Genomic DNA, 24,932 nt, shown 5'->3' on the forward strand with positions numbered 1-24,932 from the left:
TTTCAGAGGGCCTTATGGCGACTTACTATAGCAACGATTTTCGTGCCGGTCTTAAAATCATGATGGATGGCGAACCGTACGCGGTTGAAGCCAGCGAATTCGTTAAACCAGGTAAAGGTCAGGCATTCGCACGCGTTAAGCTGCGCCGCCTGCTGACCGGTACCCGTATCGAGAAAACCTTCAAGTCTACCGACTCTGCCGAAGGCGCAGACGTTGTCGATATGACCCTCACCTACCTGTACAACGACGGTGAATTCTATCACTTCATGAATAACTCTACTTTCGAACAGCTCTCTGCTGATGAGAAAGCCGTCGGTGACAGCGCTAAATGGCTGCTGGATCAGGCTGAGTGCATCGTGACGCTGTGGAACGGCCAGCCTATCGCTGTGACCCCACCAAACTTCGTTGAGCTGGAAATCGTTGAAACCGATCCAGGTCTGAAGGGTGACACCGCAGGTACTGGCGGCAAGCCAGCTAAACTCTCTACCGGTGCTGTGGTTAAAGTTCCACTGTTCGTCCAGACTGGCGAAGTGATCAAAGTTGACACTCGCTCTGGTGAATACGTTTCTCGCGTGAAGTAATTCATTTCGGGATGTTGGGCGCAGCACTCTGCTGCGCCTTACCATTCTAAAGAAGGGTCATGGAAGATGTCGCGTACACTCAAAATTATCCTGATGACAATGATTGCCAGCGCTCTGCTTTCCGGCTGCAACACCGCCCGTGGTGTTGGGGAAGATATCAAAAGCCTGGGTAACGCTATTTCGCACGCCGCCTCCTGATACTTTCTACTTTTCCTAAAAATTCTTCCTTTTCCGTCACTCGTCGGGATCCTGGCTATGCTTATGTTGCTGTACACAATAACTTTGCCTAAAAAAGGAAGACATTATGCTTAAGAAAACATGTGTAGCGATCTTTTCTGTCCTGGTGCTTTCATCAGTTTTAACCGCCTGTAACACCACTCGCGGTGTCGGTGAGGATATCTCCTCTGGCGGCAACGCGATTTCTGGCGCAGCAACTAAAGCACAGAACTAAAGCGCAGGCGTAATTTTGGGCGGTACGGTGCTGAATATCGAATCGCCGTACCCTCAGTTTACCGCTCAGGGCAGTGACAGAAACGGCGAGTACCGTGTATCCATGTGCAATTTCATGCGAATATTGCGCTTGTAGGTATAAACCGTTTTTCCATGAATCCTCAGTTTGCTGGCAATGATGTGGTTGCTGGCACCCTCCATCCATAGCATTAACACCTTCTCCTCCTGGCGCGTCAATAATGGCGTCGCAACGGGCCCAGGCTCACTGACTTCTTGGGCGGCCAACGCCTTATTAATCGTCTGTGCCAGTACGTCCAGCGGGGCCGTTTTAGGCAACGATGCCCACAAAGGAAAGGTATCCAAAAAGGCTGACATTTCAGGGTGTTCATCGGAATGAAGCGAAATGAAAGGTATCGTTTCACTGGCGTTCATCACCGAAGAGAGCTGTTGGATATGCTGAATGTCTGACGTAAAGCCTTGAAAATCGGCGATAACCAGCGCCGGTTTCCACTGCAGGATATGCTCTCTGGCAAGATAGAGATTGTTAAGGCCCGTCACCAACACGGGTGAAGGAAACAGCCCTGAATGATTGATCCACATTTCCAGGCCCTTACGGGTGTAATGACACCGGTCAATCAAGAGAATTTTGAACATTTTATATCGCAATCGGCAAAGTATGGTCGCTTCCTGCTATCAGGAAGTGCCCCATCATAAAGAAGTCGGATGAGTAATAAATGACTGAATTTCGCTGCGAATTGCGTCTATTTCCTGGCTTTAATGTCTCAACTATTGAATAAAACAAACGAGTTGAAAAAAGAATTCAAGCTCTTCACAATAGGAAATTCCTATCCCTTACAGGACGACCTGTAAGCGTTTCTTTCATCGGGGACGGCCCCAGACTGTTATTTAAGTTAAGGAGCCTAATATGTCCTGGATCATCCTTTTTATTGCCGGTTTACTCGAAGTCGTATGGGCCATCGGCCTGAAATATACCCACGGCTTTACGCGTCTCACCCCCAGCGTAATTACCGTCTCCGCCATGATTGTGAGTATCGTGCTGCTCTCCTGGGCCATGCGTTCGCTGCCTGTGGGAACGGCTTATGCCGTATGGACGGGGATCGGTGCGGTAGGGGCGGCCATTACCGGGATTTTACTGCTGGGCGAGTCTGCGAGCCTGGCGCGTATCGCCAGTCTCGCATTGATTGTTGCCGGTATTATCGGGCTGAAGCTCAGCACCCATTAATGGGTCTGCTCAACCCAGATAAACTTACTGACATCAAATCCCTGACGCGTTGCGGAATTCAGTAACGCTTGTTTCACCTCATCTGAAATCGTCGGTGTGCGGGAGAGGATCCACAGGTAGTCACGATCTGGCCCGCACACTAGCGCATGCCGGTAATCTTTATCCAGCGCAATCACGTTATAGCCGCCATAAAAGGGGCCTATGAAGGAGACTTTCAGCGCTGCGGTATCAGACGCGCCGGTAAAGTACGCCTTGCCCGTCACCTTCTGCCACATGCCGCGTGCAGGATTGTAGCCCCGGTTGATCACCTGAATTCCCCCGTCTTGCATCAGGCTGTAATTCGCCGTCACTTTTTCCAGTCCACGTTCAAAACGGTGGTCAAAGCGGGCAATTTCATACCAGGTACCAAGGAATCGCTGGACTTCAAAAGGACGAACGACCGTCACGCCCCGGGGTGGGGTAGGGGAGCTACAGGCAACAACCAGAAACGCAACGGTAACTGCGGCGATGACAGGCAGGATGCGCATAGGAATATCCTTACAGGATTTTTGTTAAGTGTAGAACCTGTCAGGAATTTTGCTCTCCCACCGGCAGGCGGGAGAGCGGGGGAGAGATCACATAAAGACGACGGCAACCAGCGTGACGACGCTCAGAATAGCCGCCAGACCGTAGAACACCCATTTACCGTTAGGCACGTGGATCTTCAGGTCATGCATGGCGTGATGGATACGGTGCAAACCGCACCACAGCGGCAGAACAATCATCAGGAAGATGAATACCCGACCAATAAAGCTGTGGGCAAAGGCCAGCACCCGCTCGTAGCTCAGCGCATCGCCAGGATAGAGCCCCAGCGGCAGCATAATGCCCACCAGCAGAACAATGACTGGCGCGATAATGGCGCACCACATGCCGCCTGCGCCAAAAAGCCCCCAGAAGAGGGGTTCATCAGAGCGTTTTGGATTTGGATTAATCACGGTGCTCTCCTTACCAGAACAGGGCTACGCCAAGAATCACCACGGTTACCACCGCAGTCACCACCCAGAGTCCTTTAATGACTGGCTCTGGCCCAAGTTTTTCGTTTTTCACGATAATATTTGCTGCTTTTGGCGCCAGTTCAAACCAGGTTTTGGTATGCAACAGCGCCGCCGCCAGTACGATGATATTGAGGATCACCACAATCGGATTCTGCAGGAATCCGACGAAACCGGCCCAGCTTTCCGGACCGTGTTTAAGGGCAAACAGGCCGTACATCAACTCAATACTGAACCACACCGCCGGTACTGCCGTGCCTTCACGCAGCATATAGAAGCGATAAAACGGCAGATTTTTCCACCAGGTGGACGGCATCGGCCGTACATAGGCTTTGCGTTTAGTCGTCATCATGCACTCCTTAGCGTGGTTTCAGGGTGGCAATAAGAAAGTCTTTCGAACTTTCCACCTTACCCTGTTGGATCGCGGCGGCCGGATCGACATGCTTCGGACAGACTTCCGAGCAGTAGCCGACAAAGGTACAGGTCCATACGCCGTTCTGGCCGTTCAGCTGCGTCATACGTTCTTTCTTGCCGTGATCGCGGCTGTCTTCGTTGTAGCGGTGCGCCAGGGTAATGGCTGCTGGCCCGATAAACTCCGGATTCAGGCCAAACTGCGGGCAGGCGGCATAACACAGACCGCAGTTGATACAGCCGGAGAACTGGTGGTACTTAGCCATCTGCGCCGGGGTCTGTTTGTTCGGCCCTTGATCCGGCGTGCGCGGGTTACCAATGATGTACGGCTTAATGGCTTCCAGGCTTTCGATAAAGTGGGTCATGTCGACCACCAGATCGCGCTCAATCGGGAAGTTCCCCAGAGCTTCGACTTTCATGCCCTTCGGGTATTCGCGCAGGAAGGTTTTACAGGCCAGCTTCGGCACCTTGTTGACCATCATGCCGCAGGAGCCGCAAATGGCCATACGGCAGGACCAGCGATAGCTCAGGTCCGGCGCCAGATTGTCTTTGATGTAGCCCAGCGCATCCAGCAGGGAGGTCTGTTCATCGTAAGGCACTTCATAGAAAGCACTGTGCGGGGCGCTATCCACTTCCGGGTTATAGCGCACCACTTCGACTTTCAGGGTTTGCATCTCAGCCATTCGCCGTCTCCTTCTTATCGGCTGCTTCCGCTTCTGCCCCGTAAACGCGTTTCGCCGGTGGCAGCGTGGTGATTTTCACGTCGCTGTAGTCCAGACGGGTCGTGCCGTCCGCATCGCGATAAGCGAGGGTGTGCTTGAGGAAGTTCACGTCGTCACGCTCGGTGCAGCCTTCGTCCAGACGCTGATGCGCGCCGCGCGACTCTTTACGCGCCATGGCGGAGTGCGCCATACATTCGGCCACATTCAGCCCGTGGCCCAGCTCAATGGTGTAGAGCAGATCGGTGTTGAAGACGCTGGAGGTATCCGTCACCCGCACGCGTTTGAAGCGCTCCTGCAACTCAGCCAGCTTATCGATGGTTTTCTGCATCAGCTCCGGCGTACGGTAAATCCCGCAGCCCTCTTCCATAGAGAGTCCCATCTCATCGCGGATCTTCGCCCAGTTTTCGCTGCCTTCCTGATTCACCAGTTTTTTCAGGCGCTGCTCGACATCGGCTGCCTGCGCATCAAGCGCGGCGCCGTTCGCCTCACCAGCGGCAGCGGCGCGCGCAACGGCCTGCTCCCCGGCCAGACGGCCAAACACCACCAGTTCCGCCAGCGAGTTTGAACCCAGGCGGTTAGCCCCGTGCAGGCCAACGGAGGAGCATTCGCCCACTGCAAACAGGCCCTGAATGCGGGTTTCACACTGCTGATCGGTTTCAATACCGCCCATGGTGTAGTGTGCGGTGGGACGCACAGGAATCGGATCTTTAACCGGGTCGACGCCGACATAGGCTTTGGACAGTTCGCAGATGAACGGCAGACGTTCCAGCAGTTTTTTCTCACCCAGGTGGCGCAGATCGAGGTAGACCACATCCCCGCGCGGGGTAGAGATGGTGTTGCCTTTGCGCCACTCATGCCAGAAGGCCTGAGAGACTTTATCGCGCGGGCCAAGCTCCATATATTTGTTCTTCGGCTCGCCAAGCGGGGTTTCCGGGCCCATGCCATAATCCTGCAGATAGCGATAGCCATTTTTATTGACCAGAATACCGCCTTCACCGCGGCAGCCCTCGGTCATCAGGATCCCGGAACCCGGCAGGCCGGTCGGGTGATACTGTACAAACTCCATGTCGCGCAGCGGAACGCCGTGCTGCAACGCCATGCCCATCCCGTCGCCGGTCACGATGCCACCGTTGGTGTTATAGCGGTAGACACGCCCGGCCCCGCCGGTCGCCATCACCACGGCATTGGCGCGGATCTGGACCAGCGTACCTTCCATCATGTTCATCGCCACCAGGCCGCGAGCCTGGCCGTCATCGACCAGAATATCGAGGACGAAATGTTCGTCGAAGCGCTGGATCTGGGGGTACTGGAGTGACGTCTGGAACAGGGTGTGGAGCATGTGGAAGCCGGTCTTATCGGCGGCAAACCAGGTACGCTCAATTTTCATACCGCCGAAGCGACGCACGTTGACGCTGCCGTCATCCCGGCGGCTCCACGGACAACCCCACTGCTCAAGCTGGGTCATTTCCGTCGGACAATGATGAACGAAATAATCAACGACATCCTGCTCGCATAGCCAGTCGCCGCCGGCCACCGTGTCGTGGAAGTGATAATCAAAGCTGTCATGATCCTGCGCGACGGCGGCGGATCCCCCCTCGGCGGCAACCGTATGGCTGCGCATAGGATATACTTTTGAAATCAGGGCGATTTTAGCGTTCGGATTAGCCTGGGCTGCAGCTATCGCTGCGCGTAATCCTGCTCCGCCAGCGCCTATAATGGCAAGATCGGCTTGAAAGGTATGCACGACATTCCTCCAGATTTTTGATATTCGCATCACGACTACCCTTGGGTAGTGCAGGGCCCAGGAGGGCAAATGCGAAGGCGATTCCACTGCTCCTTTATGGGTAACGCAGTATAGCCGCAGGGAAAGAAGGGAAATTTGACGTGTTCGATTTTTTTGCGGTTATTTCCCTTCATTTATCACTGCAATTGATGAATTGCGTCACGTAATTATTGGAGGTTATGAAAACCCTAAAATTCATTGGGCAAAATTTGTCTCCGCCCTGGGTTGCGAGTAGACTTCGTCCCCTTGTCTGAAATCGGAGAAATTCTCATGAGCGAAACGGCCACCTGGCAGCCGAGCGCATCCATCCCCAATCTGTTAAAACGCGCTGCAATTATGGCGGAGATCCGCCGCTTCTTTGCCGACCGCGGAGTGCTGGAGGTGGAAACGCCCTGCATGAGTCAGGCGACGGTCACGGATATTCATCTGGTGCCGTTTGAAACCCGTTTTGTTGGCCCTGGTCACTCTCAGGGGATGAATCTCTATCTGATGACCAGCCCGGAATACCATATGAAACGCCTGCTGGCAGCCGGGTGTGGCCCGGTGTACCAACTGTGCCGCAGTTTCCGCAACGAAGAGATGGGGCGTCATCACAATCCGGAATTCACCATGCTGGAGTGGTACCGTCCGCACTATGACATGTACCGCCTGATGAACGAGGTGGACGACCTACTGCAACAGGTGCTGGAGTGCCCGGAAGCCGAAACGCTCTCTTATCAGCAGGCTTTCCAGCGTCATCTGGAGATTGATCCGCTCTCGGCTGACAAAACGCAACTGCGTGAAGCGGCAGCGAAACTGGATCTCAGCAATATTGCCGATACCGAAGAAGATCGCGACACGCTGCTGCAGATGCTCTTTACCTTTGGTGTTGAGCCGCAGATTGGCAAAGATCGTCCGACCTTCGTCTATCACTTCCCGGCAAGCCAGGCGTCACTGGCGCAAATCAGCACGGAAGATCACCGCGTGGCGGAGCGCTTCGAGGTTTACTTTAAAGGTATTGAACTGGCGAATGGTTTCCATGAGCTGACCGATGCCCGGGAGCAGCAACAGCGTTTCGAACAGGATAACCGCAAGCGTGCCGCACGCGGCCTGCCGCAACAGCCTATCGACCACAACTTACTGGGTGCGTTAAAAGCGGGCCTGCCGGACTGCTCCGGTGTGGCGCTGGGTGTCGATCGTCTGGTGATGCTGGCGCTGGGCGCCGAGCAACTGGGTGATGTGATTGCGTTTACGGTAGATCGCGCCTGAGATGTTGTTTGCCCGGCGGCGCTGCGCTTGCACGGGCCTACGGATTTTGTAGGCCGGGTAAGCGTAGCGCCACCCGGCATTTGCACTACAAACTCCCCGCCGGGCGCTGCTTCGCCGCCGACGTCAAGGTTCTTCCCGTCTTACGTCCATCCAGCGTTTCCAGGCGCATCTGGAACGGTGGGAACGGCATATCGATGCCGTGTTCACGGAAGCCCGCCAGAATCAGCTGGTGGATCTCATGACGCAGCGGCATACGATGGCCCATCTCCGCCGCGTAAATACGCAGTTCGAAAATCTGGATCCCCTGCTGTAAATCCACCAGGAACACTTCCGGCTCCGGGGTGCTGATCACCAGCGAGCAGCGCTCGGCCGCCGTGTAGAGGATCTGCGTTACCTCTTCGCTGTTGGCATCCGACGGTGCCGGCACGGTCAGGACCACACGCGTGACAGAGTCAGACAGCGACCAGTTAATAAACTGCTCGGTGATAAACGCCTTGTTTGGCACGATGATCTCTTTGCGGTCCCAGTCGCTGATGGTGGTAGCGCGGGTGTTGATTTTGGTGATGCTCCCGGTCAAATCGCGGATCGTCACGGTATCGCCAATACGAATCGGCTTTTCAAACAGGATGATCAGGCCGGAGATAAAGTTGGCGAAGATCTCCTGCAAACCAAACCCGAGCCCCACCCCGAGCGCAGCCACCAGCCACTGCAACTTCGACCACTCAATGCCGATCATCGAGAAGCCCACCAGCCCGCCAAAGAGCATCAGCAGGTATTTGGTGATGGTGGTGATGGCGTATCCGGTTCCTGGGGTCAAATCCAGATGCTGCAACAGGGCCAGCTCCAGCAGCGCCGGGAAGTTCCGGATCAGCTGGGTGGTGATGATGAAGACCAGAATGGCAATCAGGACTGCGCCGAGCGTAATCGGCTCCAGACTCTCCACGCCCTGTACCGTCGAGGTTACATCCCAGAGGGTGATGTTCTCCAGGAAGCCAAACGCCGAATGAATTTCCGACCACAGGAAGATAACGGAGAGCAGGGCGATCAGCATCAGGATGGATCGTACCAGCCGCAGTGACTGGGTACTGATGGCATCCAGATCCAGCTCGGTTTCATCTACCTCTACTGCCCCCTCGGTACTGAGCATGTGAGGTGGCTCCTCTTCACCGCGCGCACGCTGGGCGAGGATTTCGGCCCGGCGGTTTTTCGCCCGATCGAAGGCCAGGCGACGGCGCTGGATCAGCATCCAGCGGCGGATCACGTGGTAGACCACCAGCAGCAGGAACCAGATCGCTACCGACGTCTCAAGACGCGCCAGCAGCGCCTGAGCGGTGGCCAGATAGCCGACGGCCGCCGCGAGGATCGCCGCCAGCGGGGCGCCGAGCAGCAGATTCCACAGCATATGGTTGACCATGTTATCGCCGCTACCCTCTTTGTCGAGATAGAGCGGGATCCCGGCCTTCTTCAGGCTCAGCGTTACCACCGCCAGCGCACCGCAAATCAGCATAAAGCAGAGGCGACCCAGCGAGCCGGAAAACTCCCGATCGTTGAGGTTATCAAACATGATCAGCGCCATAATCAGCGGCACGATAAGCCCAATGCTCATCAGATAGTAGCGCATGGCCCGCGCCACGCGATTACGCGGCCAGCCAAAGTGGGCGACAAACAGCCCATTCGGACGCGCGAAGGTGGCGCAGATCATCACCACCCACAGCAGCGGCACGGTAGCCGTTACCCCGAAACCTATCGCCACCGCCAGCGGGTAAGGCCAGGCTTCGCGCAGGCCATAACCCAGGGTCATCCACAGCACCGGCAGCGGTGAGGCAACCAGAATCGACCAGAAAACCGTGCGCAGCGTGAGCCAGAAATGATCCTGCGTCACCTTGCCTACACGGGCGCTGGAGCGGTCAAGGAAGCGGGTGAAGTGGCGACGCGAATAAATGCTGAATCCGACCAGGATCAGCGCCCCCAGCAGCGGGAAAATCGTCTCCTTGCTGGTGAGCATCATAATGCTGGCTTTGCCAAGCTGGCTGAAGGTATCCAGCGAAATTAAGCGGCGCAGGTCCTGAACAATATCAATCGGCCAGGAGAAGGAGACGGGGCGCACGTCCGAGGTCCAGAACAGATAGCGGTGGGTCGCCTCGTTGACCTCTTTTAACGCATCTTCCAGCTGGCTGTTCGACACTTTCAGTTTGGTCAGTTCAAGCAGCAGCGTATCGCCGCCCTGCAACAGAGAGTTCAGCAGCTCGCGCTGGGTTCTCAGCTGGGCTTCCAGAATCCGGTTTTGTTCGGCGGTCAACGGCTTGCCATCCGGCTGGTGGATCTGGCGCAACTGGGGCTGCTTATTCAGTTGATCCTCAAAGCGCAGTCGCTGTACGCGCAGCTGTGCCATTTCGGTATCCAGCTGCTGCGGTTTTGGCATCTCGGGCAGACGCGCAACCTGAGCGCGCAGCGCCTCGCCCAGCAGATTCGACGAACCCAGCCACTGGGACTGTTCGCGAAGGGTATTCAGCGCCTGGCGCACCTGCAGGGTCTGACTGGTTGCCTGGCGTTGCTGCGAGGCCACCAGATCCATACGCTGCGCCTGCTGGTTAAGCGCGGCCGAAAGCTCCCGGTTGACTTTGAATTGCTCCACGATGCCGGAGGGTAGGTTCTCGCTGTTCTCCGCCAGCATCTCGGTGCTTTCCAGCGCCCGCTCAGCTTCACGCTGGCGCTGGCTGTTCAGCTGATTGCGCAGCGCCTGAAGATAAGCGTCCAGCTGCTCACCCTGCTTTTTCGCCAGCTCAGAGCGCATACGCGCCAGCTCCTGACGGTTGTTAGCCGAGAGTTGCGCCAGCTCCAGTTCATCCACCAGGGCTTTTAATCTGGCAGACTCCGCCTGCATGCCGAGATTCTGTGCCTGGTTAAGGGGGGTATTGCCGGTTTGCGCCCCGGCCCGGCGTTCAACCTCATTGAGCTGGCGGCGGGCGTCGGTTTGCTGCTGTGGCAGCTGATTCAGCGAGTCGGCGATATCCCGGGCACGCTCCTGCTCCTGCTGCGCCTGGCGGGTTTTTTCCAGTAGCTGGCTGCTGACCTGCAGGATCTCCTGGTTGAGCGCGTCAGAGGTTAAGCCCGCGGGCACCTGACGTGGCTCTTCACGGATATCGCTCAGCTGTGCGCGGAGGGTTTGCGAAAGTTTGGGGAAATTATCGATAACCTGCTGATACTGCGTGGCACGCTCAAGGGAGCCTTTACGCTCCTCAAGGGCGTTCAGCGCAGCCTGGAGCACCTCTACGGTTTCTGGCTGGGCGGGTTTTGCCGCCTTTGCCTGCTCCAGTTCTTGCGTGATTTGTTTGGTATCGGGAGCTGTCGCTGCGTAGGCCCCCATACTGAGGCACCAGGCCATCAGAAAAGTGATAATCAGGCGCACGTCAGTTTACCTTTTGCTTAGCTTACGTCTTTTTTATCGTCGACCAGTGGGCTGGCTTCGTGTTCGGCGGCAATCTCTTCTGCTGGCAGCGGCGCAGGCTCTGCATCCGTGGTGACGAAGGGCTCTGTTGATACCGCCAGCGGCTGGCCGAGCTTGGTCACGGACAGGCTTTCAAGCTGCTCTACCAGCTTCACTTTACCCGGCGCAAACAGGTTGATAACGGTGGAGCCGAGCTTGAAGCGGCCCATCTCCTGGCCTTTAAGCAGCGCTACGGAACCTTCGCTTTCGCCCGCAGGCCACGTCCAGCGTTTGATGACCCCTTCACGCGGCGGCGTAATGGTGCCCGCCCAGACCGTTTCGATACTGCCGACAATGGTCGCACCCACCAGAATTTGCGCCATTGGGCCAAACTCGGTGTCGAACAGGCAGATAACGCGCTCGTTACGGGCAAAGAGGTTCGGTACGTTTTGCGCGGTGAGGTGGTTAACCGAGAAGAGATCGCCCGGTACGTAGATCATCTCGCGCAGGATACCGTTGCACGGCATATGCACGCGGTGGTAGTCGCGTGGCGACAGGTAGGTGGTAGCAAAGGTCCCGTTGCGGAACAGATCCGCCATCAGGTAGTTACCGGCCAGCAGGGCTTCCAGGCTGTAGTTGTGGCCTTTAGCCTGCAAAATTTTGTCGTTTTCGATAGCACCCAACTGGCTGATCACGCCGTCGGCAGGCATTACCAGCACGTTCGGGTCAGTGTTCAGGGGGCGTACTTCATCGCGCAGTGGGCGGACGAAGAAATCGTTGAAGGTGCGGTAGCTTGCCGTATCCGGCTTCTGCGCTTCCTGCATATCGACCTTGTAATATTTCACGAACAGATCGATTACCAGCTTAGTCAGCCAGCCCGCTCGTTTGCTTGCGCCCCAGCCCGCCAGGCGAGTGAGCCACAGTTTCGGCAGAATGTATTGAAGCGAAAGTTTAAATGAGTTTAACAAGGTAGCCTCCAGGCCATTGTTTTGTCGTTCCTGAGCCGGCTGTTAAACAGCCGGAACCTGAAAAAAGGGGACGATTTTAGCGACGCTTAGCTTAGTTGTCAGTCATCAGATTCAGAAAAGCTTTTACGTGTTTTTACCTGAGCCATGCTTTCGAGAATGCGGTGGTAGTTTTCAAAACGGGTTTCCGCAATTTCACCGTTTTCGACCGCTTCACGAATGGCGCAGCCCGGGTCGTTGTCATGCTTACAGTCGCGATATTTGCACGCGCCTAAGTAGTCGTGGAATTCGACAAAACCGTTAAAGATTTGTTCCGGTTCAAGATGCCAAAGACCAAATTCACGTACCCCAGGGGAGTCGATCACATCGCCGCCGTGCGGGAAGTGATAGAGGCGTGAAGCGGTAGTCGTGTGCTGGCCAAGACCCGAGGTGTCGGAGACATCGTTAGTCAGGATCTCCTGCGGCAAGCCAAGCAGATTATTCAGCAGGCTGGATTTGCCCACCCCGGACTGGCCCGCAAAAATGCTGATGCGGTCGGTCAACGCCTCTTCAAGCGGCTTCAGGCCATCCTGAGTGCGGCTTGAGACCATCAGTACGCGATAGCCAATCTTGCGATAGATATCCATCTGCTCGTTAACAAATGCGGTGCCTTCGGCGTCGAGCAGATCAATCTTATTCAGGACGATCAGCGGCTCAACCTGCAGGGTTTCACACGCGACGAGATAACGGTCGATAATGTTCAGCGACAGTTCGGGCAGAATGGCCGAGACAATGACAATCTGATCGATATTGGCGGCAATCGGTTTTACGCCGTCATAAAAGTCGGGGCGGGTTAATACCGACGAGCGCTCGTGCACGGCTTCGACGATACCTTTCACCGTCACGCCTTCAGCAGCGGCTTTACCGGGGCGCCATACCACGCGGTCACCGGTTACCAGCGAGCGGATGGTGCGACGAATATTGCAGCGGTGAACGTCGCCGTCGGCAGACTCTACATCAGCATGCATACCGAAGCGGCTAATCACGATGCCTTCCGCGGGCTCGCCAAACAGGTTGTCGTCGTAGTCGACCTTCTCTGAAGTGGTTTTAAGGCGGCGCTGATGGTTGGCTTTAACGCGGCGCTGCTGCCCTTTGGAGAGTTTATTTTTACTCAATCGTGCTGGCTCCTGGTCGCCCATATTGGGCAAAACCTCTATGATACACACTAATTAATAGTAGTTAACCTGCCACGGCCGGTTATGCGAGAAGGGTGGAAAATAACATGAGTGCAGATGAAAACAATCTGATTTGGATCGATCTGGAGATGACCGGGCTCGATCCTGAGCGCGATCGCATTATTGAGATCGCCACGCTGGTCACTGACGCGAACCTGAATATCCTGGCGGAAGGGCCGACCATTGCCGTGCACCAGTCCGACGAACAGCTGGCGCTGATGGATGACTGGAACGTGCGCACCCACACCGGCAGCGGGCTGGTGGATCGCGTGAAAGCCAGCACCCAGGGCGACCGCGAAGCCGAGCTGGCGACAATCGAATTTCTGAAGCAGTGGGTACCGCAGGGAAAATCACCGATTTGTGGCAACAGCATCGGCCAGGATCGCCGCTTCCTGTTTAAGTACATGCCGGAGCTCGAAGCGTATTTCCACTACCGTTACCTGGACGTCAGCACCCTGAAAGAGCTGGCGCGTCGCTGGAAGCCGGAAATTCTCGACGGCTTTAAGAAGCAGGGCACCCACCAGGCCATGGATGATATCCGTGAGTCGGTGGCGGAGCTGGCCTACTACCGCGAACATTTTATTAATTTATAAGCGATCTTTCCGGCAGGCGTGCGCCTGCCGGGGTATAACGCTTTAAATCTGCACAATGTGACGAATATTGCAGCACTTGAACTAAATTTATAAAAAAACGCTTTTGGGGGGTTGCAGCAGAAAGGATTTCTCGTATAATGCGCCTCCCGTAACGACAGAGAATTCATCGTTACGACAGCACAGATTTTGCGGGAATAGCTCAGTTGGTAGAGCACGACCTTGCCAAGGTCGGGGTCGCGAGTTCGAGTCTCGTTTCCCGCTCCAAATCTGTTTGCTGAGAAGTAAGACCACCAATCGCAGGATTTCAGGTTGCAACAAGGCGGCAACTGAACGAATCCTTAGAAGCTTACTAAAGTAAGTGACTAAGGTGAGTGAAGGCAGCCAACGCAGTGGCGGCTTGAAAGACGAAGATTAAGCGGGAATAGCTCAGTTGGTAGAGCACGACCTTGCCAAGGTCGGGGTCGCGAGTTCGAGTCTCGTTTCCCGCTCCAAAATTTGTTCGCAAAGAAGTAACACCACCCAAGCGGGAATAGCTCAGTTGGTAGAGCACGACCTTGCCAAGGTCGGGGTCGCGAGTTCGAGTCTCGTTTCCCGCTCCAAATTTTTTCTCCTCCTCCAGATATCCACCGCGGAAAGCCCCGCCGGGGACGACTTGTTTCATTTCTGACAAACTCTTCTTAACAGACTTATCCACAGGTTAATCTCTTTTTACCGAATATTCAGAAACTTCGCCTGATGAATAGTAACGCTTTAATGTATTGAAATTTATGAAGAAAATTTCATTTCAAAATGTTAGCTCGATCACTTGACCAATAGCCAGAACCAGACTCTCTCTTCCTTTTAATTTTTATTCACAGGCTGTGGAAACATCATGCATCTCTCGGAAGCCCTTTTTCGACGACCCTTACCAGCCTGAGTTTCTGCGGAGATTGCACCTCAACCACGCAGGCATTTCGTTTGGCGATTTGCTGCGCAACCGCCCACTCTATGTGTTCATCGAGAAGTGGGTGCTCACCTCGGCGACTTTCCAGCGCCCGGAGATTGGCTTCATCCCAGGGGGCATTTCCCAGCGCAACGGCGATATTACGCAACCAGCGCAGGTGACCAATACGGCGAATCGCCGATCCTTCCGTCACTTTCAAGAACCAGGCTTCGCTCCAGGCAAACAGCTCTGTCAGCGGCGGCGCGTGTAACGCCTTGCGCGGGCTGAAGTCGTCCTCTTCCGTTAGCTGTGAATAACGGTTCCACGGGCAGATCAGCTGACAATCATCGCAGCCGTAAATGCGATTGCCGATTAACGGCCGAAACTCTTCCGGGATCGCCCCTTCCAGTTCAATGGTCAGGTAGGAGATGCAGCGGCGGGCATCGACGGTATAAGGCTCGACAATGGCACCGGTAGGGCAGATGGTCATACAGGCCACACAGCGGCCACAGCCTTCTTCGACCGGCTTATCCACCGGCAGGGGAAGATCAATCAGCAGTTCTCCGAGGAAGAAGAACGACCCGGCGTCGCGGCTGAGGATAAGTGAGTGCTTACCTGTCCAGCCGAGCCCGGCTTTTTCCGCCAGCGGGCGCTCAAGAACAGGCGCAGAATCGACAAAAGGTCTAAAATTCAGCGTGGCGCACTGCTCCTGAATCATTTCCCCAAGCTTTTTGAGCCGGTTACGCAACAGTTTATGATAGTCACGCCCCAGGGCATAACGGCTGACATACCCCAGAGAGGGGTTCTTCAGCGTACTGGCAAAAGCGGCTCCGGTGGGAAGGTAGTTCATACGCACGCTGATCACGCGCAGGGTTCCCGGCAACAGTTCATGCGGGCGGGCGCGCATCATGCCGTGACGCGCCATCCACTCCATCTCGCCGTGGTATTGATTATCCAGCCATGCCTGCAGTTTGGGCTCGCTGGCAGAGAGATCGGTATCGGTGATACCCACGTGTTGAAAACCAAGCTCAGCGCCCCACTGTTTAATGTTTTGCGCTAACTGATTGAGATCGAGGGGCTGTGACATGACGGACCATACTGTGAAGAAAAACCCCGCAAGTATACCACACTCTGTCTGGCCCGCGGACGACCTGCGGCGCGCCGAAAAAGAGGCGGCAGACAGTCTGGGCATTACCCTTTATGAACTGATGCGGCGTGCGGGTGAGGCAGCGTTCACCGTTGCCCGTACCGCTTACCCGCAATCCCGCCACTGGCTCATCCTGTGCGGTCATGGCAATAACGGCGGTGATGGCTATGTTGTCGCCCGGCTGGCGATTGCCGCAGGCATTACCGTTACGCTGCTGGCGACAGAGAGCGACAAACCGCTTCCGGAAGAGGCCACAGACGCGCGGCAAGCCTGGCTGGATGCGGCAGGGATTATCCACGCTGCGGATACCCCCTGGCCGGAAGGCATCGACCTCATCGTTGACGGCCTTCTGGGAACAGGTTTGCGCAGCGCGCCTCGCGACGAGGTCGCCGGATTGATCGCCCACGCTAACCAGCATGCGGCCCCCATCGTTGCGCTGGATATTCCCTCCGGGCTGGTTGCTCAGACGGGCACCACGCCAGGCGCGGTCATAAATGCCGACCATACGGTGACGTTTATTGCCCTTAAACCGGGCCTGTTGACCGGTAAAGCGCGCGATGTGGTGGGCACGTTGCATCATCACGCGCTTGGGCTGGAGGGCTGGCTCGCCGGGCAGGAGACCGCCATCACCCGCTTTGATGCCTCGCATCTGGCGCAGTGGTTGCCGCCACGCCGTCCAACTTCCCATAAGGGCGATCATGGCCGGCTGGTGATTATCGGCGGCGACCATGGCACAGCGGGCGCTATTCGCATGACCGGCGAAGCGGCACTGCGCACGGGGGCTGGGCTGGTGCGCGTCCTGACCCGCCGCGAAAATATTGCCCCGATCGTTACCGCCCGGCCTGAACTGATGGTGCATGAACTGACGCCGAAGGCGCTGGATGACAGTCTGCAATGGGCCGATGTGGTGGTGATTGGCCCCGGTCTCGGTCAGGAGCCGTGGGGGAAGGAGGCACTACGCAAGGTCGAAAACTTTCGCCATGCGATGCTATGGGACGCTGACGCGCTGAACCTTCTGGCAATCAATCCGGATAAACGTCACAATCGCATCCTGACGCCGCACCCCGGCGAGGCCGCGCGGCTGCTTAACTGTAGCGTTGCAGAAATTGAAAGCGATCGCTTACATTCTGCCCAGCGTCTGGTAAAACGTTACGGTGGTGTTGTGGTGTTGAAAGGCGCCGGTACCGTCGTCGCCAGCGAGAGCGGAGAGACAGGCATCGTGGATGTCGGCAATGCCGGAATGGCGAGCGGCGGCATGGGCGACGTGCTTTCCGGTATTATTGGCGCGTTGCTTGGACAGAAACTGGCGCTTTATGATGCCGCCTGCGCAGGCTGCGTCGCGCATGGTGCAGCTGCCGATCGGCTGGCTGACCACTATGGCACGCGCGGCATGCTGGCAACCGATCTTTTTGACACGCTAAGGCGTGTCGTTAACCCGAAAATAACTGACGTAGAAAATGATTAATCGCGTGATCCCTTTACCCGACGAACAAGCAACTTTAGATCTCGGCCAGCGCGTGGCGCAGGCCTGCGAGGGCGCAACAGTCATCTATCTGTATGGCGACCTTGGCGCGGGTAAGACCACCTTTAGCCGGGGCTTCTTACAGGCGCTGGGACATCAGGGTAATGTGAAAAGCCCGACCTACACGCTGGTCGAGCCCTACACCCTGGAAAACCTGATGGTCTACCACTTCGATCTCTATCGCCTTGCCGATCCTGAAGAGCTGGAATTTATGGGGATCCGTGACTACTTTGCCAACGATGCCATTTGCCTGGTCGAGTGGCCGCAGCAGGGGACCGGTGTTTTACCTGAACCCGATGTTGAAATTCACCTGGAGTATCAGGCGCAAGGGCGTGAAGCCCGCGTGACTGCTCTCTCCGCATCAGGAAATTCGATACTGGCGCGTTTAGCCGGTTAAGTTAAGAGATAACGGGATGATTAATCGCGTTAAAAGTTGGCTGATAGCTGCAACGGTGCTGTTTTGCGCACAGGCCGGGGCGGCAACCTTGTCCGATATTCAGGTTTCCAACGGAGACACTCAGGCCCGGATCACCTTCAGCTTTATGGGCGATCCTGAGTATGCGTTTTCGCAGGACGATAGGCGCAGCGTCGCGCTGGATATTAAACAGACCGGCGTTATCAAGGGGCTGCCGTTACAGTTCAGCGGCAACAACCTGGTGCGCAGCATTCGTTCCGGTACGCCAAAAGATGCGCAATCCCTGCGTCTGGTGGTGGATTTAACGCAAAACGGCAAGACCCGGGCGGTGAAGCAACAAAACGGGGCGAACTATATGGTGGTCTTTACCATCAACGCCGATGCACCACCGCCGCCTCCGCCGCCACCGGTCGTGGTCAAGCGGGTGGAAGAGCCTGTCGTTGCACCGCGCCCTTCGGAGCCCGCACGAAATCCGTTTAAATCCGGCAGCGATCGTATTACCAGCGTCACCAGTAGCAACACGGTGACCCGTCCCGCGGTGCAGGCGCGCCCGGCAAGCGGCGATAAAGTTATTATCGCCATCGATGCTGGACACGGTGGCGATGATCCTGGCGCCATCGGGCCGGGGGGAACGCGTGAGAAAAACGTGACCATCGCCATTGCCCGTAAGCTGCGGACCTTGCTGAACGACGACCCGATGTTTAAAGGCGTGTTAACCCGTGACGGTGACTATTTTATCTCGGTCATGGGCCGTTCTGACGTGGCGCGTCAGCAGAATGCCAATTTCCTGGTCTCAGTGCATGCCGATGCAGCTCCCAACCGCAACGCGACGGGGGCGTCCGTATGGGTACTTTCCAACCGTCGCGCCAACAGCGAAATGGCAAACTGGCTTGAGGAACATGAAAAGCAATCCGAGCTGTTAGGCGGGGCGGGCGACGTGCTGGCGAACAGCCAGTCGGATCCCTACCTGAGCCAGGCGGTACTGGATTTACAGTTCGGCCATTCCCAGCGTGTCGGGTATGATGTAGCGACTAACGTCCTGAATCAGCTGCAAAGTGTCGGTTCCCTGCATAAGCGCCGCCCGGAACATGCCAGCCTCGGCGTGCTGCGTTCGCCGGATATTCCGTCCATTCTCGTGGAGACGGGCTTCATCAGTAATAACGGTGAAGAGCGCCTGCTGGCCAGTGACAGCTACCAGCAGCAGATTGCCGAAGCGATTTATAAAGGCCTGCGTAAGTACTTTGATGCGCATCCGCTCCAGTCTGCCCCACAGGGTGGCGCGGGGCAGACCGCCAGCGCCATGTTACCGGGCGAGTCAACCTCGACCAATTAAGGAGCTATCATGCCGATTCAGGTTCTGCCGCCGCAGCTTGCGAACCAAATCGCCGCCGGTGAGGTGGTAGAACGACCTGCGTCGGTAGTGAAAGAGCTGGTGGAAAACAGCCTTGATGCGGGCGCCACCCGCATTGATATCGATATCGAACGCGGCGGAGCGAAGCTCATCCGGATCCGTGATAACGGCTGCGGCATCAAAAAAGAGGAGCTGGCGCTGGCGCTGGCTCGTCACGCAACCAGCAAAATCGCCTCCCTCGACGATCTCGAAGCCATTATCAGCCTCGGTTTCCGCGGCGAAGCGCTGGCCAGTATCAGCTCCGTCTCCCGCTTAACGCTCACCTCCCGCACGGCGGAACAGCCGGAGGCCTGGCAGGCTTATGCCGAAGGCCGGGATATGGACGTGACGGTCAAACCTGCCGCGCATCCGGTGGGAACGACGCTGGAGGTGCTGGATCTCTTCTACAACACCCCCGCGCGGCGCAAGTTTATGCGCACCGAGAAAACCGAATTTGGCCATATCGACGAGATTATTCGCCGCATCGCCCTGGCGCGCTTCGATGTCACCATCAATCTGAGCCATAACGGCAAGATGATGCGCCAGTATCGCGCCGTGGCGCAGGGCGGGCAGAAAGAGCGCCGGTTGGGTGCCATCTGCGGTACGCCGTTTTTGGAAAAGGCGCTGGCCATTGAGTGGCAGCATGGCGATCTGACCCTGCGTGGTTGGGTGGCCGATCCGAAAGCGAGCAGCGCGGCTTTTGCAGAGATCCAGTATTGCTACGTGAACGGACGCATGATGCGTGACCGTCTTATCAACCATGCGATCCGCCAGGCGTGCGAGGATAAACTCGGTGCCGGTGAGCAGCCCGCTTTTGTGCTCTATCTGGAGATCGACCCGCACCAGGTGGATGTCAATGTCCATCCGGCGAAACATGAGGTGCGTTTTCACCAGTCCCGGCTGGTGCATGACTTCATCTACCAGGGGGTGCTGAGCGTATTGCAGCAGCAGGCCGAACCGAGCCTGCCGTTGAGCGAAGAGGTGCCTGCGCCGCGTCAAATCCCGGAGAACCGCATCGCGGCGGGTAGAAACCAGTTCGCTGAGCCCGCTGTGGCGCGGGAACCTGCCGCACCGCGTTTCTCGTCTGGCGGATCAGCTTCCCGGGCGTCCGGGGCGAATTATCCACATGCCCAGCCAGGCTACCAGAAGCAGGCAGGCGCGGTGTATCGCACCTTGCTGGACACCCCGGCTCCGGCACAAAAAACGGCTGAGGCTGCTCCCACAGCACCTGCCCTGATGGGCCATAACCAGAGTTTTGGTCGGGTGCTGACCATCATAGCACCCGATGCCGCGCTGCTTGAGCAGGACGGTCATCTGGCGCTGTTATCCCTGCCGGTCGCCGAACGCTGGCTGAAACAGGCGCAGCTGGCGCCCGGTCCCCATCAGGCCTGCGCCCAGCCGCTGTTGATCCCGGTGCGGATTAAAATCTCGCCGCAGGAGACGCAGGTGGTGCAGCGTCATCAGGCTGCCCTTGCTGAAATGGGTATCGAAATGGTGCTCGAATCGCATCATGTGACGCTTCGTGCCGTGCCTTTACCCTTACGCCAACAAAATTTACAAAACTTGATTCCTGAACTGATAGGCTACCTGGCGCAGCAGACAACGTTTGATGCCGCCAATACTGCACAGTGGATCGCCCGCCAGCTGGCCAGCGATCACCCAGCGTGGAGTATGGCGCAGGCTATCACCGTGCTGGCGGAGGTTGAACGCCTCTGCCCGCAGCTGGTGAAGGCTCCGCCGGGTGGTTTATTACAACCTGTTGATTTACAAACGGCTAAGGCCGCCCTGAAAAATGAGTGATGTAAGCAATACCCGCCTGCCTAAGGCGATATTTTTGATGGGGCCAACGGCCTCGGGTAAAACCGCGTTAGCCATTGAGTTACGTAAAGTTTTGCCAGTAGAGTTGATTAGCGTTGATTCCGCCCTTATTTATCAGGGGATGGATATTGGTACGGCAAAGCCTAACGCAGACGAGTTGCGCGCGGCGCCGCACCGATTGCTGGACATCCTTGACCCGGCGCAGGCTTATTCGGCGGCTGATTTTCGTCGCGATGCGCTGGCGCATATGGCTGAGATCACAGCAGCAGGGCGTATCCCGCTGCTGGTGGGCGGAACAATGCTCTATTTCAAAGCGTTACTGGAAGGGTTGTCGCCGTTACCTTCGGCAGACCCGGCCATTAGAGCAAAGATTGAGCATCAGGCAGCAGAGCAGGGATGGGGCGCACTGCATGCGCAGCTGGCAGAAATTGATCCGGTTGCGGCAGCACGTATTCATCCAAATGATCCGCAAAGGCTTTCCCGGGCACTGGAAGTTTTTTTCATTTCGGGTAAAACTTTAACGGAACTGACGCAAACGTCAGGAGAGGCTCTGCCGTATCAGGTGCATCAGTTCGCCATCGCCCCGGCGAGCCGTGAACTGCTCCATCAGCGAATTGAGCAGCGTTTTCATCAGATGTTGGCTTCAGATTTTGAAGCAGAAGTGCGGGCGCTATTTGCCCGTGGAGATTTGCATACGGATATGCCTTCCATTCGTTGTGTGGGTTATCGCCAGATGTGGTCATACATTGAAGGTGAGATTTCGCATGATGAAATGGTTTATCGAGGTATTTGCGCCACGAGACAGTTAGCGAAGCGCCAGATTACCTGGTTGCGCGGTTGGGAGGGAGTTCACTGGTTAGACAGTGAAAAACCGCAACAGGCGTTACACGATGTATTACAGGTTGTTGGTGATATCGCAGACTGAATGTGTACAATTAAGCCGTATCGTGCGCAATTTTTCAGAATCGCAAGGTTCTAAGTACAAAACAAGCATATAAGGAAAAGATAGAATGGCTAAGGGGCAATCTTTACAAGATCCGTTCTTGAACGCACTGCGTCGGGAACGTGTTCCAGTTTCTATTTATTTGGTGAATGGTATTAAGCTGCAAGGTCAGATTGAATCTTTCGATCAGTTCGTGATCCTGTTGAAAAACACGGTCAGCCAGATGGTTTATAAGCACGCGATTTCTACTGTTGTTCCGTCTCGCCCGGTATCTCATCACAGCAATAACGCTGGCGGCGGTTCCAGTAACTACCATCATGGCAGCAACGCGCAGGGTTCTTCTGCGCCTGCGCAGGACAGCGAAGAGACCGAATAAGGTTACTGGCTGTTATTTCCATATCGGGGAGCCAGGTTTTCTGCGTTCCCCGCTGATCTTTTTTGAGAGGTTTACGCTTGTTTGACCGTTACGATGCCGGTGAGCAGGCGGTGCTGGTACACATCTATTTTTCGCAAGACAAAGATATGGAAGATCTCCAGGAGTTTGAATCTCTGGTCTCTTCCGCCGGTGTCGAAGCAATGCAGGTGATTACCGGTAGCCGTAAAGCGCCGCACCCAAAGTTTTTTGTTGGTGAAGGTAAAGCAGTAGAGATTGCGGATGCCGTAAAAGCGACTGGCGCATCGGTCGTGCTGTTTGATCACGCCCTGACACCGGCCCAGGAACGCAACCTGGAACGTCTGTGCGAATGTCGTGTTATCGATCGGACGGGTTTGATTTTAGACATTTTTGCCCAACGTGCACGTACCCATGAAGGGAAATTGCAGGTTGAGCTGGCGCAGTTGCGCCATCTGGCGACGCGCCTGGTGCGTGGCTGGACACACCTTGAACGACAAAAGGGCGGGATTGGTTTGCGCGGCCCGGGTGAAACCCAGCTCGAAACCGACCGTCGCTTGCTGCGTGGCCGTATTACCCAGATCCTCTCTCGGCTGGAAAAAGTTGAGAAGCAACGTGAGCAGGGGCGCCGCTCCCGACAGAAAGCAGACATCCCGACGGTGTCGCTGGTCGGTTATACCAACGCCGGTAAATCCACCCTGTTTAACCAGATTACTGAGGCCCAGGTTTACGCCGCAGACCAGCTGTTTGCGACCCTGGATCCGACGCTGCGCCGCATTGATGTGACGGATGTCGGAGAAACCGTGCTGGCGGATACCGTTGGGTTTATCCGTCATCTGCCGCACGATCTGGTGGCCGCGTTTAAAGCCACCCTGCAGGAGACCCGTCAGGCGACGTTGCTGTTGCACGTTATCGACGCTGCGGATGTACGCGTTCAGGAAAATATTGATGCAGTGAATATCGTGCTGGAAGAGATTGATGCCCACGAGATCCCGACGCTGCTGGTGATGAACAAGATCGATATGCTGGACAATTTCGAACCGCGTATCGACAGGGATGAAGAGAACATACCGATTCGGGTCTGGCTTTCTGCGCAGACCGGTGTCGGTGTACCACTGCTTTTCCAGGCTTTAACAGAACGTCTTTCCGGTGAAGTGGCTCAGCACACGCTGCGTCTGCCACCCGAGGAAGGCCGACTGCGCAGCCGTTTTTATCAGCTTCAGGCGATAGAAAAAGAGTGGATGGAGGATGACGGCAGCGTGGGGTTGCAGGTGCGTATGCCAATCGTCGACTGGCGTCGCCTCTGTAAACAAGAACCTGCGCTGGTCGACTACGTCGTCTGACCGGAAAGGAGATGCCTGAAGGATTTTGCCCTTTGGGATACCCGAACCGCTGCGAATGCTCCGGCATGCCAGGCGTTTGAGGGTATATCACCGCATAACAAATATGGAGCACATACATGGCGTGGAATCAGCCCGGTAATAACGGACAAGACCGCGACCCGTGGGGGAGCAGCAATAATCAAGGCGGCAACTCCGGGGGAAATGGCAACAAAGGTGGTCGCGAGCAGGGGCCACCCGATCTGGATGATATCTTCCGCAAGCTGAGCAAAAAGCTGGGCGGACTCGGCGGTGGTAAAGGCACTGGCGGCGGTACTGGCCAGGGGCCGCGTCCTCATATGGGCGGTCGTGTGGTGGGCATTGTTGCCGCAGCGGCGGTGATTATCTGGGCTGCCAGCGGGTTCTACACAATCAAAGAAGCCGAGCGCGGTGTTGTCACCCGTTTTGGCAAATTCAGCCATCTGGTTGAGCCAGGCCTGAACTGGAAGCCGACCTTTATCGATGACGTCACGGCGGTGAACGTTGAATCGGTACGCGAACTGGCGGCATCCGGCGTGATGCTGACGTCAGACGAAAACGTGGTGCGCGTTGAGATGAACGTGCAGTATCGCGTGACCGATCCTGAACGTTACCTCTTTAGCGTGACCAGCGCTGATGACAGCCTGCGTCAGGCGACCGACAGCGCCCTGCGTGGCGTGATCGGTAAATACACCATGGACCGCATTCTGACCGAAGGTCGTACCGTTATTCGTAGCGATACCCAGCGTGAGCTGGAAGAGACCATTCGTCCGTATAACATGGGTATCACCCTGCTGGACGTCAACTTCCAGGCTGCTCGTCCGCCGGAAGAGGTCAAAGCGGCGTTTGACGATGCGATTGCTGCCCGTGAAAACGAACAGCAGTACATCCGTGAGGCTGAAGCCTACACCAACGAAGTTCAGCCGCGTGCGAACGGTCAGGCACAGCGTATTCTGGAAGAGGCGCGAGCCTATAAGACCCAGACCGTGCTGGAAGCCCAGGGTGAGGTGGCTCGCTTTGCGAAAATCCTGCCGGAATATAAAGCCGCGCCGGAAATTACCCGTGAGCGTCTCTATATCGAAACCATGGAGAAAGTGCTGAGCCATACCCGTAAGGTGCTGGTCAATGACAGCAAAGGTGGCAACCTGATGGTTCTGCCGCTGGATCAGATGCTGAAAGGCGGTAACGCGCCGGCGACAAAAAATGACAACAGCGGTGCCAACAACCTGCTGCGTCTGCCACCTGCGTCTTCCGGAAACGCCAGCGCAAACACCCGCTCTTCTTCAAGCGATGGTGACATCATGGACCAACGCCGCGCCAACGCGCAGCGTAACGACTACCAGCGTCAGGGGGAATAA

24 protein-coding genes and 3 tRNA genes are annotated in these 24,932 nt (G+C 56.3%); 17 read left to right on the forward strand and 10 right to left on the reverse strand.

Going from position 1 to position 24,932, the window contains the following annotated elements; translation table 11 throughout:
- Nucleotides 1–14 precede the first annotated feature (14 nt).
- The 3 genes from efp to ecnB all read left to right on the forward strand — a co-directional run bounded on the left by efp (nt 15) and on the right by ecnB (nt 1,032).
- Nucleotides 15–581 carry an elongation factor P gene (gene efp, locus GNG29_RS02160; protein ID WP_103177948.1) on the forward strand — a complete coding sequence of 189 codons (567 nt, stop codon included), beginning with the start codon at nt 15–17 and terminating at the stop codon, nt 579–581.
- A 93-nt stretch (nt 582–674) separates the two neighbouring features.
- Nucleotides 675–779, forward strand: coding sequence for an entericidin A/B family lipoprotein (locus GNG29_RS02165; protein WP_371816544.1), 105 nt, complete (start codon nt 675–677; stop codon nt 777–779).
- A gap of 106 nt (nt 780–885) precedes the next feature.
- Complete coding sequence (ecnB, locus tag GNG29_RS02170) at nt 886–1,032, forward strand: lipoprotein toxin entericidin B (RefSeq protein ID WP_114316097.1); 147 nt, start codon at nt 886–888, stop codon at nt 1,030–1,032.
- A 65-nt stretch (nt 1,033–1,097) separates the two neighbouring features.
- Here the strand turns inward: ecnB and GNG29_RS02175 are convergent, their stop codons facing one another.
- Nucleotides 1,098–1,685 carry a LuxR C-terminal-related transcriptional regulator gene (locus GNG29_RS02175; RefSeq protein ID WP_103177951.1) on the reverse strand — a complete coding sequence of 196 codons (588 nt, stop codon included), beginning with the start codon at nt 1,683–1,685 and terminating at the stop codon, nt 1,098–1,100.
- 271 nt (nt 1,686–1,956) lie between these two features.
- Here GNG29_RS02175 and sugE point away from each other — a divergent pair, with 271 nt between their 5' ends.
- Nucleotides 1,957–2,274 carry a quaternary ammonium compound efflux SMR transporter SugE gene (gene sugE / locus GNG29_RS02180; protein ID WP_014882209.1) on the forward strand — a complete coding sequence of 106 codons (318 nt, stop codon included), beginning with the start codon at nt 1,957–1,959 and terminating at the stop codon, nt 2,272–2,274.
- Here the strand turns inward: sugE and GNG29_RS02185 are convergent.
- The 5 genes from GNG29_RS02185 to frdA all read right to left on the reverse strand — a co-directional run bounded on the left by GNG29_RS02185 (nt 2,271) and on the right by frdA (nt 6,182).
- Nucleotides 2,271–2,801 carry a lipocalin family protein gene (locus GNG29_RS02185; RefSeq protein WP_103177952.1) on the reverse strand — a complete coding sequence of 177 codons (531 nt, stop codon included), beginning with the start codon at nt 2,799–2,801 and terminating at the stop codon, nt 2,271–2,273. The two genes, sugE and GNG29_RS02185, sit on opposite strands and share 4 nt — an antisense overlap.
- A gap of 87 nt (nt 2,802–2,888) precedes the next feature.
- On the reverse strand, nt 2,889–3,248 hold the full coding sequence (frdD, locus tag GNG29_RS02190) for a fumarate reductase subunit FrdD (RefSeq protein ID WP_156653765.1): 360 nt from the start codon (nt 3,246–3,248) through the stop codon (nt 2,889–2,891).
- 10 nt (nt 3,249–3,258) lie between these two features.
- A complete protein-coding gene (frdC, locus tag GNG29_RS02195) occupies nt 3,259–3,654 on the reverse strand; it encodes a fumarate reductase subunit FrdC (protein ID WP_103177954.1) in 396 nt (131 codons plus the stop codon).
- Between the two features lie 10 nt (nt 3,655–3,664).
- On the reverse strand, nt 3,665–4,399 hold the full coding sequence (locus GNG29_RS02200; protein ID WP_103177955.1) for a succinate dehydrogenase/fumarate reductase iron-sulfur subunit: 735 nt from the start codon (nt 4,397–4,399) through the stop codon (nt 3,665–3,667).
- Nucleotides 4,392–6,182 (reverse strand): fumarate reductase (quinol) flavoprotein subunit, encoded by a 1,791-nt coding sequence (gene frdA, locus GNG29_RS02205; RefSeq protein ID WP_156653766.1) that lies wholly within the window; start codon nt 6,180–6,182, stop codon nt 4,392–4,394. The genes GNG29_RS02200 and frdA overlap by 8 nt, the downstream gene beginning before the upstream one ends.
- Nucleotides 6,183–6,491: 309 nt before the next feature.
- On the opposite strand from frdA, the gene epmA reads away from it, so the two are divergent.
- A complete protein-coding gene (epmA, locus tag GNG29_RS02210; RefSeq protein ID WP_103177957.1) occupies nt 6,492–7,469 on the forward strand; it encodes an elongation factor P--(R)-beta-lysine ligase in 978 nt (325 codons plus the stop codon).
- Between the two features lie 85 nt (nt 7,470–7,554).
- On the opposite strand, the gene mscM is transcribed toward epmA, so the two are convergent.
- The 3 genes from mscM to rsgA all read right to left on the reverse strand — a co-directional run bounded on the left by mscM (nt 7,555) and on the right by rsgA (nt 13,015).
- Nucleotides 7,555–10,878: a miniconductance mechanosensitive channel MscM gene (gene mscM, locus GNG29_RS02215; protein ID WP_103177958.1), complete on the reverse strand. Its 3,324-nt coding sequence runs from the start codon at nt 10,876–10,878 to the stop codon at nt 7,555–7,557.
- A gap of 17 nt (nt 10,879–10,895) precedes the next feature.
- Complete coding sequence (asd, locus tag GNG29_RS02220; RefSeq protein WP_103177959.1) at nt 10,896–11,864, reverse strand: archaetidylserine decarboxylase; 969 nt, start codon at nt 11,862–11,864, stop codon at nt 10,896–10,898.
- Nucleotides 11,865–11,962: 98 nt separating this feature from the next.
- The gene (gene rsgA / locus GNG29_RS02225; protein ID WP_168191995.1) at nt 11,963–13,015 is read right to left on the reverse strand and encodes a small ribosomal subunit biogenesis GTPase RsgA; all 1,053 of its coding nucleotides are present in this window, start codon (nt 13,013–13,015) and stop codon (nt 11,963–11,965) included.
- 107 nt (nt 13,016–13,122) lie between these two features.
- Between rsgA and orn the strand changes: the two genes are divergently transcribed.
- The 4 genes from orn (at nt 13,123) to GNG29_RS02245 (ending at nt 14,267) form a co-directional block, all read left to right on the forward strand.
- A complete protein-coding gene (orn, locus tag GNG29_RS02230) occupies nt 13,123–13,668 on the forward strand; it encodes an oligoribonuclease (protein WP_039028434.1) in 546 nt (181 codons plus the stop codon).
- A 188-nt stretch (nt 13,669–13,856) separates the two neighbouring features.
- Nucleotides 13,857–13,932: transfer RNA gene (locus GNG29_RS02235), tRNA-Gly, on the forward strand.
- 151 nt (nt 13,933–14,083) lie between these two features.
- Nucleotides 14,084–14,159: transfer RNA gene (locus GNG29_RS02240), tRNA-Gly, on the forward strand.
- Between the two features lie 32 nt (nt 14,160–14,191).
- A tRNA-Gly gene (locus GNG29_RS02245) sits at nt 14,192–14,267 on the forward strand.
- 270 nt (nt 14,268–14,537) lie between these two features.
- Here GNG29_RS02245 and queG read toward each other — a convergent pair.
- The gene (gene queG, locus GNG29_RS02250; RefSeq protein WP_103177961.1) at nt 14,538–15,677 is read right to left on the reverse strand and encodes a tRNA epoxyqueuosine(34) reductase QueG; all 1,140 of its coding nucleotides are present in this window, start codon (nt 15,675–15,677) and stop codon (nt 14,538–14,540) included.
- Here queG and nnr point away from each other — a divergent pair.
- The 8 genes from nnr (at nt 15,676) to hflK (ending at nt 24,932) form a co-directional block, all read left to right on the forward strand.
- Nucleotides 15,676–17,202 carry a bifunctional ADP-dependent NAD(P)H-hydrate dehydratase/NAD(P)H-hydrate epimerase gene (nnr, locus tag GNG29_RS02255; protein WP_103177962.1) on the forward strand — a complete coding sequence of 509 codons (1,527 nt, stop codon included), beginning with the start codon at nt 15,676–15,678 and terminating at the stop codon, nt 17,200–17,202. The two genes, queG and nnr, sit on opposite strands and share 2 nt — an antisense overlap.
- Entirely contained in the window at nt 17,195–17,656 is a 462-nt protein-coding gene (gene tsaE / locus GNG29_RS02260) for a tRNA (adenosine(37)-N6)-threonylcarbamoyltransferase complex ATPase subunit type 1 TsaE (protein WP_103177963.1), read from the forward strand. Before nnr ends, tsaE begins: the two co-directional genes overlap by 8 nt.
- A gap of 16 nt (nt 17,657–17,672) precedes the next feature.
- Entirely contained in the window at nt 17,673–19,007 is a 1,335-nt protein-coding gene (gene amiB, locus GNG29_RS02265; protein ID WP_156653767.1) for an N-acetylmuramoyl-L-alanine amidase AmiB, read from the forward strand.
- A gap of 9 nt (nt 19,008–19,016) precedes the next feature.
- Nucleotides 19,017–20,864: a DNA mismatch repair endonuclease MutL gene (gene mutL, locus GNG29_RS02270; protein ID WP_103177965.1), complete on the forward strand. Its 1,848-nt coding sequence runs from the start codon at nt 19,017–19,019 to the stop codon at nt 20,862–20,864.
- Complete coding sequence (gene miaA, locus GNG29_RS02275; RefSeq protein WP_103177966.1) at nt 20,857–21,807, forward strand: tRNA (adenosine(37)-N6)-dimethylallyltransferase MiaA; 951 nt, start codon at nt 20,857–20,859, stop codon at nt 21,805–21,807. Before mutL ends, miaA begins: the two co-directional genes overlap by 8 nt.
- Before the next feature lie 85 nt (nt 21,808–21,892).
- Nucleotides 21,893–22,201, forward strand: a complete 309-nt coding sequence (gene hfq, locus GNG29_RS02280; protein ID WP_032616179.1) for an RNA chaperone Hfq — start codon at nt 21,893–21,895, stop codon at nt 22,199–22,201.
- Between the two features lie 77 nt (nt 22,202–22,278).
- Entirely contained in the window at nt 22,279–23,559 is a 1,281-nt protein-coding gene (gene hflX, locus GNG29_RS02285) for a ribosome rescue GTPase HflX (RefSeq protein WP_103177967.1), read from the forward strand.
- A 116-nt stretch (nt 23,560–23,675) separates the two neighbouring features.
- Nucleotides 23,676–24,932, forward strand: a complete 1,257-nt coding sequence (gene hflK, locus GNG29_RS02290; RefSeq protein ID WP_103177968.1) for an FtsH protease activity modulator HflK — start codon at nt 23,676–23,678, stop codon at nt 24,930–24,932.

This window comes from Leclercia sp. Colony189, assembly GCF_009740165.1.
In the GTDB taxonomy this organism is placed as follows: Bacteria; Pseudomonadota; Gammaproteobacteria; order Enterobacterales; family Enterobacteriaceae; genus Enterobacter.

Bases quoted from the DNA above. Each gene is read 5' to 3' on its own strand.
- efp (WP_103177948.1), top strand. From the start codon at position 15: ATGGCGACTTACTATAGCAACGATTTTCGTGCCGGTCTTAAAATCATG.
- GNG29_RS02165 (WP_371816544.1), top strand. From the start codon at position 675: ATGACAATGATTGCCAGCGCTCTGCTTTCCGGCTGCAACACCGCCCGT.
- ecnB (WP_114316097.1), top strand. From the start codon at position 886: ATGCTTAAGAAAACATGTGTAGCGATCTTTTCTGTCCTGGTGCTTTCA.
- GNG29_RS02175 (WP_103177951.1), bottom strand. From the start codon at position 1,685: ATGTTCAAAATTCTCTTGATTGACCGGTGTCATTACACCCGTAAGGGC.
- sugE (WP_014882209.1), top strand. From the start codon at position 1,957: ATGTCCTGGATCATCCTTTTTATTGCCGGTTTACTCGAAGTCGTATGG.
- GNG29_RS02185 (WP_103177952.1), bottom strand. From the start codon at position 2,801: ATGCGCATCCTGCCTGTCATCGCCGCAGTTACCGTTGCGTTTCTGGTT.
- frdC (WP_103177954.1), bottom strand. From the start codon at position 3,654: ATGACGACTAAACGCAAAGCCTATGTACGGCCGATGCCGTCCACCTGG.
- GNG29_RS02200 (WP_103177955.1), bottom strand. From the start codon at position 4,399: ATGGCTGAGATGCAAACCCTGAAAGTCGAAGTGGTGCGCTATAACCCG.
- epmA (WP_103177957.1), top strand. From the start codon at position 6,492: ATGAGCGAAACGGCCACCTGGCAGCCGAGCGCATCCATCCCCAATCTG.
- orn (WP_039028434.1), top strand. From the start codon at position 13,123: ATGAGTGCAGATGAAAACAATCTGATTTGGATCGATCTGGAGATGACC.
- nnr (WP_103177962.1), top strand. From the start codon at position 15,676: ATGACGGACCATACTGTGAAGAAAAACCCCGCAAGTATACCACACTCT.
- queG (WP_103177961.1), bottom strand. From the start codon at position 15,677: ATGTCACAGCCCCTCGATCTCAATCAGTTAGCGCAAAACATTAAACAG.
- tsaE (WP_103177963.1), top strand. From the start codon at position 17,195: ATGATTAATCGCGTGATCCCTTTACCCGACGAACAAGCAACTTTAGAT.
- amiB (WP_156653767.1), top strand. From the start codon at position 17,673: ATGATTAATCGCGTTAAAAGTTGGCTGATAGCTGCAACGGTGCTGTTT.
- mutL (WP_103177965.1), top strand. From the start codon at position 19,017: ATGCCGATTCAGGTTCTGCCGCCGCAGCTTGCGAACCAAATCGCCGCC.
- miaA (WP_103177966.1), top strand. From the start codon at position 20,857: ATGAGTGATGTAAGCAATACCCGCCTGCCTAAGGCGATATTTTTGATG.
- hfq (WP_032616179.1), top strand. From the start codon at position 21,893: ATGGCTAAGGGGCAATCTTTACAAGATCCGTTCTTGAACGCACTGCGT.
- hflK (WP_103177968.1), top strand. From the start codon at position 23,676: ATGGCGTGGAATCAGCCCGGTAATAACGGACAAGACCGCGACCCGTGG.